Genomic DNA, 9,055 nt, shown 5'->3' on the forward strand with positions numbered 1-9,055 from the left:
GGCGTGGCCGGCTGGCCCGGCGCGGCGCCGCCGGGCTGACGGGGCGTGCCAGGCAAGGTGGCCGGCGCGTCCTGCGACGGCAGGGTGGGGGAATAGAGGCCGGAGGCGGCTTCGGCGGTGTCGCCGTAGACCACCGTGGCCGAGCTGCCGGGGGGATTGTTCGCGAGCTGGAAGGTGGGGCGGGGGCTGGCCGTCAGCACGGTCAGGGGCACGTCGGCGCCCACCTGCACGTCCGGCGGCAGCATCATGCGCACGGCGTTGTCGGCCACGCGGACCAGGAAGCTGCCGTCGTTGTACTTGGACAGCACCTCGGCCGTGACCGGTTGTCCGACCAGGCTTTGCAGCGCGCGCTGGAAGGCCGCCTGGCGGCCGTCGCCCACCGGCGCGGCGCCACCGACGCCGGCCGCCGGGCCGACCGGCAAGATGGTGACCGCTGGCGGCATCATGGCGCGCCCCTGCTTTAGACGCTGCCGTAGGCGTTAATCACGCGCCGTTCAGTGCCGGTGGAGTTGATCAGTTTGGACAGTTGCGCCATCCACGGCATGGTCAGGTCGCGGATCTGGCGGTCGGCGTTGAGCATCTGGCGGATCAGGCTGATCTTGCGTTCGCGCTCGGCGCCCTGCATCGGCTGGGCCGGCTCCTGCTCGCGCAGCGCCTGCACGTGCGCGGCGCAGCGCTGCTCCAGCAGCACCAACTGGTCCCAGTCGCTGCGCGTGGCGGCCTGCACCATCTGTTCGGTCAGGTCGGCCATGGCGGCGTACACGGAAAGGATATCTTGGCTGGTCATCATGAATCAGGCGCTCGCGAGATTGGTGGTGGGGCGGATGCCGGTGGCGGCGGGGGTGTCGGCAATGGCGTTCCAGGCGTCGCGCAATTCGGTCAGCAGGCGCTGCACTTCCTCCAGGATCGCCGGGTCGTTGTTCAGGTTGGCTGTCAGCAGGCGCGCGCTCATGTATTCATACAGCGCGTCCAGGCCCTCGGCGATGTCGCCGCCGGCCTTCTTGTCGAGCGCGGCGCGCAGGCCGCTGTCGATGATCATGATGGCCTTGGAGATCGATTTGCCTTTCTCGCCGATGTCGCCATTGCGCATGCCGTTCAGCGCGCTGCTCAGCGCCACCAGGGCGCCGTCGAACAGCATGACGATCAGCTTGTGAGGACTGGCGGCCACCACGCCGGTTTCCATGCCAACCTTGGCATAGGCGTGCACGCCAGTTTGTCGCGATCCGAACATACTCTGTCTCCTGTTAAAGCGTCAGCGGCTATTGCTTGGCAAGCGCCGCGAACTGTTGCGCCAAGAATGACGCGGTGGTATTCATGCTGGCGATCGAGGTGTCGAGCGCCGAGTACTGGGCGCGGTAACGCGCTTCGATGTCGACCAGGCGGGAGGCGAACGCGTCCTTCTGCTTGCCGATGTCCTTGACCGAATTGTTCAGGCCTGTGGTGCGGCCAGCGATCAGGCCGCTACCGCCCAGGTAACCCGCCGCCAGCGTGTTGAGCTGGTAGGCATACCCCTGCGAGAAACCGAAGCTGCCGCGCGAACCGATAGTGTCGCCTGTGATTGTCAGTTTGAGGCCGTCGATCGGCGCGCCCGGCGAACCGGTCAGTGTCTGGCCGCTGCCGGTGGCGGTGTAGCCGCCGATGGTGCCGGCCACGTCGAGTCCATCTACCGAGCTGGCGCCTCCGAAGACGGCGGAAATGTCGGTGCCGCTGACTGTGCTGATCTGCAAGTTCGATTTCGAGCCGTACAGGGTCGAGGCCAGCTTCAGCTTGCCATCGTCACCGACCGTGGCGGCGACGGTGGAACCTGCGGTAGAGAAGGCGCTGACGCCGTTGATGGCCGATTGCAGCAGTGTCGCCAGTTGGCTGGGATTGTAGCTACCGGCAGGCAAGGAAATGGTGGCGGTGTTGGCCAGTGTGGCTGGCTTGGTGTCGTTCAGCGTCACGGTCCACGAGGTGTCGGCGCCGATCACGGTTTCAGCCGGCAGCACGGTTGCGCCCTGCAGGACGCCCTGCGTGGCGAGTTGGGTGATATCGATCGCGTAGTCGCCAGCTTGGGTCTTGCCGCTGGAACTGACGAACTTGATGTCCGGGTCGCTGCTATGGCCGACCGCCGCGAACAGGCCGGCAATGTCGCCATAGTTGCTGGCGATCGCCTTGTTCAGTTTGCTGTTGTCCAGCGTCAGCGTGCCGTCTTTCTGAAAGGATATGCCGATCTGCGATAGGTTGGTCAGACTGCTGCCTTTGAGGCCGGTGATCGAGGCGCCGAGTTGGTGGCGGATCGACGCCTGCAGATTGCGCAGGGTACTGTCTCCGAGCAATGGGCCGCCAGTCTTGGTGTCGGGATTGTACGCGCCCAGCGTGGTGATCTGACTGCTGAGATCGTTGTAGGCCTTGACGAAGCTGGTGACCGAAGCGGTGAGCGAGGCGGTATCCTTGGAGACCGTCAGGCTGGAACTGCCGACTTTGAGCGCGCTGATGGTCACACCGGTGATGGCGCCGGAGATGCCCGTAGTGGAGCTGGTGACGGCGATGCCGTTGACGGACGCCTTGGTGTCTGCGGCGGCCGCCTTCTGGCTCAGGTTCTGCGTGCCGGCCGGATCGTAGCTCAACAGGCTGACCAAGGCGCCATCGGGAGGGTTGCCTCCGGTGCCAGCCAAGGTGATTTTCATCGTCGAACTCAGGCCGGTGTCGCTTGCGGTCAGGATCAGGTGGTTGGGCGTAGCCCCGGTGCCGGTGCTGCCGTCCGAGACGATGCTGGCGGTAACGCCGAAGCCCCCTTTGTTGATCGCCGCCATGATGCCCTGCAGCGTGTTGTTGCTGCTGTCGATGACGATGTTGCCGCTGGTGCGGCTGGAGTCGGACGCGAAGCCGGCCCCCAGGTAGGCGCCGCCGACGCCGGCTGTGAAGCCGGCGCCGGCCGGATTGGTGCCGCCGACGGTGATCGGGCTGCCGTCGGCCGACACCAGTGAGATCGACCCCACCGCGGTGGTGCTGGAACCGATGTTGGCGCCGCCGATGTTGCCGATGCCACCAGTCACGCTGCCCGACACCGCTTCGGCGATGGCGATGTTGCTGCCGTCGGCGTTGGTGAACTGCAGGTCGCCGCCGGCGGCGGTGCCCGTCACCGTGATGTTGGCGTCGGCCAGCGCGCGCGCCACGGCGGTGTTGCCCGTCAGCGCGGCGTCGAGCGCGGCGGCGGTGACACCGCTGCCGCCCGCTACGCCGGCCGCTTGGGCGGCTATTTCCACCCCGCCGACCGTCAGCGAATAGGTGCCGCCGCCGCTTGTATCGACGGCGCCGAAACTGGAGGCGCCACCGCCGCCGAACAGTGTGGCGCTGGTGACGGTGGGCGCGGCCTTGGCCGACACACCGGTGGTGGTGCTTTTGGCATTGATGGCGTCGGCCAGCAGGCGGGCACTGCGGGTGGTGCCGTCGGTGCTGATTGCGGTGTTGTTAATGCTGAGCGAGCCCGGTGTCAGGCCTCCGCTGCTCAGGCTGGCCCCGAGCGCGGTGCCGGCGATGCCGAAGGTGCCGCCGCTGATCGTGCCCAGCGAGAAGTTGATCGTGGTCTTGCCACCGAGGCCGATGGCCGCCGTGGTACTTTTGTAACCGGCGGAGGCCAGCGTCTGCGCTTGGGCGATCTGGGTGACATTGATGCGGTAGTTGCCCGGCTGGGCGGTGCTGTTGGCGGTGGCCGTTAGCACGGAGGAATCGCTGGGGGTGCTAGTGAGCGACTGGAAGCCGGACAGGGAACTCAGGCTGCTGAGCGAGCTCTGGAAGGTGCCGAGAGCGCTCGACAAATTGCCGAACGCGGACACCTTCGCCAGATAACTGGCCGATTTCTTGTCGTAATCGGCCAACGGCTGCGACTCCACTGCCATCAGCTTGCTGACGATGTCGTCGACCTTGAGGCCAGAGCCGATGCCCGCTGAAGAGATGCCCACGATGTGCTCCTAAGTAAAGCAATAATATAAGACAATATCGGCAGAATCAAACCGGACTTGAGAGGGGAGAATACCTGCCAGTTCAGGCAAAGCTGAAAAAACGGGCAGCGAAGGGGACGTGGCGGGGCAGTGGGCAGGCGCTCCCGGTGTCAGGATGCCATGCATGGGAAAAAAGCGGCGCGCGCGAGCGCGGCCGCTTCAGGCGGTTTGCTGGATCAGCAAACCGGAGTTGCTGGACTTCGACTCCAGCGATTTGGCGATTTCCAGCGCTTCGGGCGAGGGAATCTGGCGCAGCACTTCCTTGGTGGTCTGGTCGATCACCTTGACCACGGTGCGCTTGGTGTCGCTGTCGACCGAGAATTCCAGGCCTTGCGACTTGGCTTGCGCCGACTTGTTCAGCTGCGACACGGCCTGGTTGACCTGCTCCAGCGTCGGTACATTGGCCGGGCCTTTGACGGCGGCCGCTGTTTCCACGGCAGTGGCTGGTGCGCGCGTGGCGCCTTGCGCAGCGACATCGCCGCCAGCGGCTGTGGCCGGGCGGTCTACTGGGCGGGCCTGGGTGGCCGAGCCGATGGTATCGATAGTCATGATGCTTCCTTTGTGAAAAATCCCCGACTGAATAAATCAGCCGGGGAACCTAGTCAGGGTGACCTTGTCGGGTCAATCCTTCCCCGGATTTTAGCCACGCAGCAGGGACAGCACGCCGTTCGGCAGCGAGTTGGCCTGGGCCAGGATGGCGGTACCAGCTTGTTGCAGGATCTGGCCGCGGGTCAGGTTGGCCGTTTCCGACGCGAAGTCGGTATCTTGAATCCGGCTACGCGAAGCGGACAAGTTCTCCGTCGTCGTGTTCAGGTTCGAGATCGTCGACGCAAAACGGTTTTGAATCGCACCGAGCGCCGCACGGTTGCTGTTGATCGAGTTCAGCGCCGAGTCGATGGTCTTCAGCGCAGCGTTCGAGCCATCCACGGTGCTGACGTCGATTTTCGAGACGGACTGCAGATCGCTGCCGACGGTAGTGCCGCCAGTGATCACGCCGACCGTGCTGGTGATCGAGAAGCCGGAGTCCGACGAAAATTCGACGCGACCACCGACCGCTGCCGAGCCGCCGGTAGCCAGTGAGACGGTGGTGGCCGAAGGCGAACCGCCGATGTCCGCGCCGCGCACGGTGGCCGATTGCAGTGCCACGTCACCGGTCTGGGAGGACAACTGAATATTGTTGCCCGTGCTGTCGACCAATTGCAGTTCTTTTTTGCCGGTTGCGTCCAGCTTGACGCTGGCGGTGACGTTGGTGGTCGCGGTCTGGGCATTGACAGCCTGGGCCAAGGCCGACAGGTCGCCACCGACCACTTTGGCGCTAATGGTGACAGCCTTGGAGTTTGGATCGTTGGCGATCGAGTTAGCGCCGCGCAACTGGAAGTTGACCGAGCCGTCGACGACGCCAGCGATGGTGGCGACGGTTTTGGCCTGCGCCGTCACGCCGGTGGTGCCGGAGGCGGCGTTCACTTTGGCGGCGGTGGAGGCGGCGGTGTCGCCGTTGACCGGAGGGGTAGCGCCCAGCTGCGGTGCCTTGACGAAGATGTCTTGGGTGGTGCCGGCACCGGACTTGATGGTCAGCGTTTCGTCGGCGGTCAGCAGGTTGGCGGCATCGGCGGTGTCGAGGTTGGCATTGGCGCCGGTAACGGCCTGCGACAGCGAGGTGGCCGTATCGACCGGCTTGATGGTGTTGTTGCCGATGTCGCTGGCCCGGGCGCTCTGCACACCGATGTTAATGGTTTGGCCCGAGTTGGCGCCGACCTGGAACTGGGTACTGGTCAGGCTGCCGTCGAGTACGTTCTGGCCGTTGAACTGGGTGCTGGTGGCAACGCGGTCGAGCTCTTTCGACAGAGCGCCCACCTCGTTCTGGATCGATTGGCGATCCGATGCGGAGTTACTGCCGTTGGCGGACTGGACTGCCAGTTCGCGGATACGCTGCAGCAGGTCGCCTGCGGTGCTCAAGCCACCCTCGGCCGTTTGAGCCAGCGAGATACCGTCGTTGGCGTTACGTGCAGCCGTGGTATTGCCGCGAATTTGCGAAGTGAAGCGTTCCGAAATGGCCAGACCTGCGGCGTCGTCTTTTGCGCTGTTGATGCGCAGACCCGAGGACAGGCGTTGCAGCGAAGTCGACAGGTTTGCTTGCGACGTGGTCAGGTTACGTTGCGAATTCAGCGATGCAATATTAGTGTTGATGACTTGTGCCATGATGTTTCTCCAAAATACGATTCGGCGATATGCTCAGTTCCCATTGGTCTGTCTCCACATTCCGAGACATTCAAACCGCTGTTGTAACTGGTAACGGTTGCCCAGTGGGAAAATTAAGGGCAAAAAAAGCGGGAAATTTTCGATTTCAGGGCTAAAGTTCATCGCACATGCCCGTTTAAACGACCGCGTTCGCGGAATCTTTAGGGCAAAAATAATTATTTTTCGACCTTGTTTTTGGGCAAAAAAAAGCCCGGCGGGCGCCGGGCTGGAATAAAAATGACAATAAACGGGGCTAGTCGGCCACCACCACCCGGTTTTTGCCGGTCTGCTTGGCGGTGTACATGGCCTTGTCGGCGCGCTTGACCAGCTCGGTCTGCTCCTCGTTGGGACGGCGCAGCGCCACCCCGGCCGAGAAGGTGATCAGCACCTTCTCGTTATCGTGCAGGAAGAAGTGCTTGGTCAGTTCGCGCTGCAAACGGGTCATCGTGCTGGCGGCCGCCTCGACCGAGGTCTCCGGCATCAGGATCAGGAATTCCTCGCCGCCGAAGCGGGCAATCACGTCCATCGAGCGCAGCGTGTCCTTGACGATCTTGACCAGGTGCTTGAGCGCGGCGTCGCCGGCGATGTGGCCGTAGGTATCGTTGAGCTTTTTGAAATCGTCCAGGTCGAGGATGGCGATGCACAGCGGCGTGCCGCGGCGGTCGGCGCGCGCGGTCTCGCGCTCGAACACGTCGTCCAGGCCCCGGCGGTTGAGGCTGCCGGTCAGCTGGTCTTCGCGCACCAGCTCGCTCAAATGCTGCAGCTTGGCCTCCAGCGCGTGGATGCGGTTCTCGGCGTCCTGCACCTCCTGGCGCGCCAAGACCATCTTGTCGCGCGCCTTGAGCGCCTCGCTCTGCACCAGCCGGGTTTCCTTGAGCACCTCGTCGAGTATGTTGTTGAGCTCGGCGATGTTGTCGGCCTTGCTGATCTTTTCCGAGTAGCCGCCGATCTTCTCGTGGAAGTCGCCGGTCGAGGCCGCGACCTGGCCGAGCCGGTCGATGAAGGTCATCATCATGTTCTTGACGGTGAGCTTGACGTCCGACAGGCTGTGCTTGAGCTGGCCCTGCTTGTAGATCACTTCCTTCAGGCTGCGCGTGGCTTCCTCCAGCGCGCGCACGTCGATCGGGCCGGTGATCAGGTTCTGCACCGATTCGATCTGGCCGCGCAGCCAGCTGTCGTCGTCAAGCAGCTCGCTGACATTCTCCAGCAGCAGCTTGAACAGGCGCAGCAGCAGTTCCTGCTGTTCGCCGCTGTCGCCGCCGCGCAGCTCGATCTGGTAGCACAGCTGCTTGAGGCGCACGGCGATCTCGGCCAGCGCCTCCTCGCTGTGGGCCAGCTTGGTGGCCGCGCCCAGCGATTCGGCCTCGGCCACCAGCACCGGCGCGCCCGACAGCAGCGACGCCACCGCGAAGGTCAGGGTGCGGCTGAGCAGGTCGCGCAGCGTGCGGCTTTGCTCGTCCTCCGGCGCCAGGCCGGCCAGCTCGATGCCGCCCTTCTTGCTGACGAAGTGTTTTTCCACCAGCTGCGACAGCGCCTTGGCGTAGCCCTCCCAGTCGCGCGACTTGACGGCGCGGTTGAAGCGGCGGCCGAAGTCGGCCAGGTCGCCGGTGTTCTCGGTCAGGCGGGTGGCGAACTGGCTCAGCACCGATTCCGGCCCGGGATCGACCGCGCCCAGCGGCGCGGTCGCGGCCGGCTCGGCGGCGATGCCGGCGATTTCGTGGTAGATGTCGCGGTAGGCTTCCGGCGTCGGCGCGATGCGGCGCACGGCCAGGCGCTTGAACGCCTCGCGCGCGATGTCGGCCGGATTCTGCTCGGGAGTGGAGGATTTGCTGGACATCAGATGCTGCCTCTTAAAGGTTTGTTCATTAAACCATATTAAGCCCGCGTCCCGGTCGGCATAGCCTGAATAAAAGGGTGGAATGTGGCTTTCATCAGGGTATCAAGTGTGGGCATTCCGGCAAGCGCCCGCCGATGCCTATTCGATCAGCTGGTTCTTGATGGCGTAGTGGGTCAGTTCCGCGCTGTTTTTCAGCTTCATCTTGACCAGCAGCCGGGCCCGGTACTCGCTGACGGTCTTGACCGACAGCGACAGTTCCTTGGCGATCATGCCGACCGTCTTGCCGGAGGCGATCATGGTCAGGGTCTGGTATTCGCGGTCGGACAGGCTGTCGTGCGGCGGCGCCTCGTGGTCCTCGCCGACGTGGTTGGCCAGCTCCTGCGCCAGCGCCGGGCTGATGTACTTGAGGCCGCCGGCCACCTGGCGGATCGCCGTCACCAGCTCGCGCGGCGCGCTCTGCTTGGTGAGATAGCCGGCCGCGCCGGCCTTGAGCGAGCGGATCGCGTACTGGTCCTCGCGGTGCATGGACAGCATCAGCACCGCCAGCTCCGGCTTTTCCTTCTTGATCTGCTTGAGCACCTCGATGCCGCTGCGGTCGGGCATGGAGATGTCGAGCAGCATGACCTGGCAGTCGGCCTTGCGGAACAGCTTGATGGCGTCCAGGCCGTTCTCGGCCTCGCCGGCCACGACGATGTCGCGCGTCTCGGCCAGGATTTGTTTCAAGCCTTCCCGCACGATGGCGTGGTCGTCGGCAATGAAGACCTTGATGATGGCTTTTTCTGACATGTGACTCTCTATTGATCTTTTGCTATTTCACGGCAGAAATATTTTCACCCGCTATTGTAGCGCCGGCGGCCGCCCCGATGAGGGCCGCGCGCGCGCTTTCGTGCTTAATTTTGATGGACACCACGGTGCCGCCGCCGGCCGCGTGGCTCAGGGCGAGCGTGCCGCCCAGCGCGCGGGCGCGCTCGGCCATGCCGCGCAGGCCGAACGAGGC

8 protein-coding genes and 1 pseudogene are annotated in these 9,055 nt (G+C 64.3%); all 9 read right to left on the minus strand.

Translation table 11 applies throughout. The annotated features are described in order from the left end of the window. A pseudogene (locus tag GTP90_RS33505) lies at positions 1-446 on the minus strand (flagellar hook-length control protein FliK); the annotation flags it as partial. Between the two features lie 14 nt (positions 447-460). After that, positions 461-790 carry a flagellar protein FliT gene (locus tag GTP90_RS33510; protein ID WP_117011623.1) on the minus strand — a complete coding sequence of 110 codons (330 nt, stop codon included), beginning with the start codon at positions 788-790 and terminating at the stop codon, positions 461-463. A gap of 3 nt (positions 791-793) precedes the next feature. Continuing rightward, positions 794-1,231, minus strand: a complete 438-nt coding sequence (fliS, locus tag GTP90_RS33515) for a flagellar export chaperone FliS (protein WP_117011622.1) — start codon at positions 1,229-1,231, stop codon at positions 794-796. 28 nt (positions 1,232-1,259) lie between these two features. Further along, positions 1,260-3,944, minus strand: coding sequence for a flagellar filament capping protein FliD (gene fliD, locus GTP90_RS37675; protein WP_161087571.1), 2,685 nt, complete (start codon positions 3,942-3,944; stop codon positions 1,260-1,262). A 198-nt stretch (positions 3,945-4,142) separates the two neighbouring features. After that, positions 4,143-4,532, minus strand: coding sequence for a flagellar protein FlaG (locus GTP90_RS33525; RefSeq protein WP_161087572.1), 390 nt, complete (start codon positions 4,530-4,532; stop codon positions 4,143-4,145). 90 nt (positions 4,533-4,622) lie between these two features. After that, positions 4,623-6,182 carry a flagellin N-terminal helical domain-containing protein gene (locus tag GTP90_RS33530; protein ID WP_161087573.1) on the minus strand — a complete coding sequence of 520 codons (1,560 nt, stop codon included), beginning with the start codon at positions 6,180-6,182 and terminating at the stop codon, positions 4,623-4,625. A 292-nt stretch (positions 6,183-6,474) separates the two neighbouring features. Continuing rightward, positions 6,475-8,058 carry a GGDEF domain-containing protein gene (locus GTP90_RS33535; RefSeq protein WP_161087574.1) on the minus strand — a complete coding sequence of 528 codons (1,584 nt, stop codon included), beginning with the start codon at positions 8,056-8,058 and terminating at the stop codon, positions 6,475-6,477. 138 nt (positions 8,059-8,196) lie between these two features. Next, positions 8,197-8,844 carry a response regulator gene (locus GTP90_RS33540; RefSeq protein ID WP_161087575.1) on the minus strand — a complete coding sequence of 216 codons (648 nt, stop codon included), beginning with the start codon at positions 8,842-8,844 and terminating at the stop codon, positions 8,197-8,199. A 22-nt stretch (positions 8,845-8,866) separates the two neighbouring features. Then, on the minus strand, positions 8,867-9,055 hold a 189-nt coding region (locus tag GTP90_RS33545; protein WP_503826778.1), incomplete at its 5' end, for an ATP-binding protein.

The sequence above is a fragment of the Duganella vulcania genome, assembly GCF_009857655.1.
GTDB lineage: Bacteria > Pseudomonadota > Gammaproteobacteria > Burkholderiales > Burkholderiaceae_D > Rugamonas > Rugamonas vulcania.

What these genes read in the sequence shown, in the direction of transcription:
- GTP90_RS33510 (WP_117011623.1), bottom strand. Translation starts at nt 790, where the DNA reads ATGATGACCAGCCAAGATATCCTTTCCGTGTACGCCGCCATGGCCGAC.
- fliS (WP_117011622.1), bottom strand. Translation starts at nt 1,231, where the DNA reads ATGTTCGGATCGCGACAAACTGGCGTGCACGCCTATGCCAAGGTTGGC.
- GTP90_RS33525 (WP_161087572.1), bottom strand. Translation starts at nt 4,532, where the DNA reads ATGACTATCGATACCATCGGCTCGGCCACCCAGGCCCGCCCAGTAGAC.
- GTP90_RS33530 (WP_161087573.1), bottom strand. Translation starts at nt 6,182, where the DNA reads ATGGCACAAGTCATCAACACTAATATTGCATCGCTGAATTCGCAACGT.
- GTP90_RS33535 (WP_161087574.1), bottom strand. Translation starts at nt 8,058, where the DNA reads ATGTCCAGCAAATCCTCCACTCCCGAGCAGAATCCGGCCGACATCGCG.
- GTP90_RS33540 (WP_161087575.1), bottom strand. Translation starts at nt 8,844, where the DNA reads ATGTCAGAAAAAGCCATCATCAAGGTCTTCATTGCCGACGACCACGCC.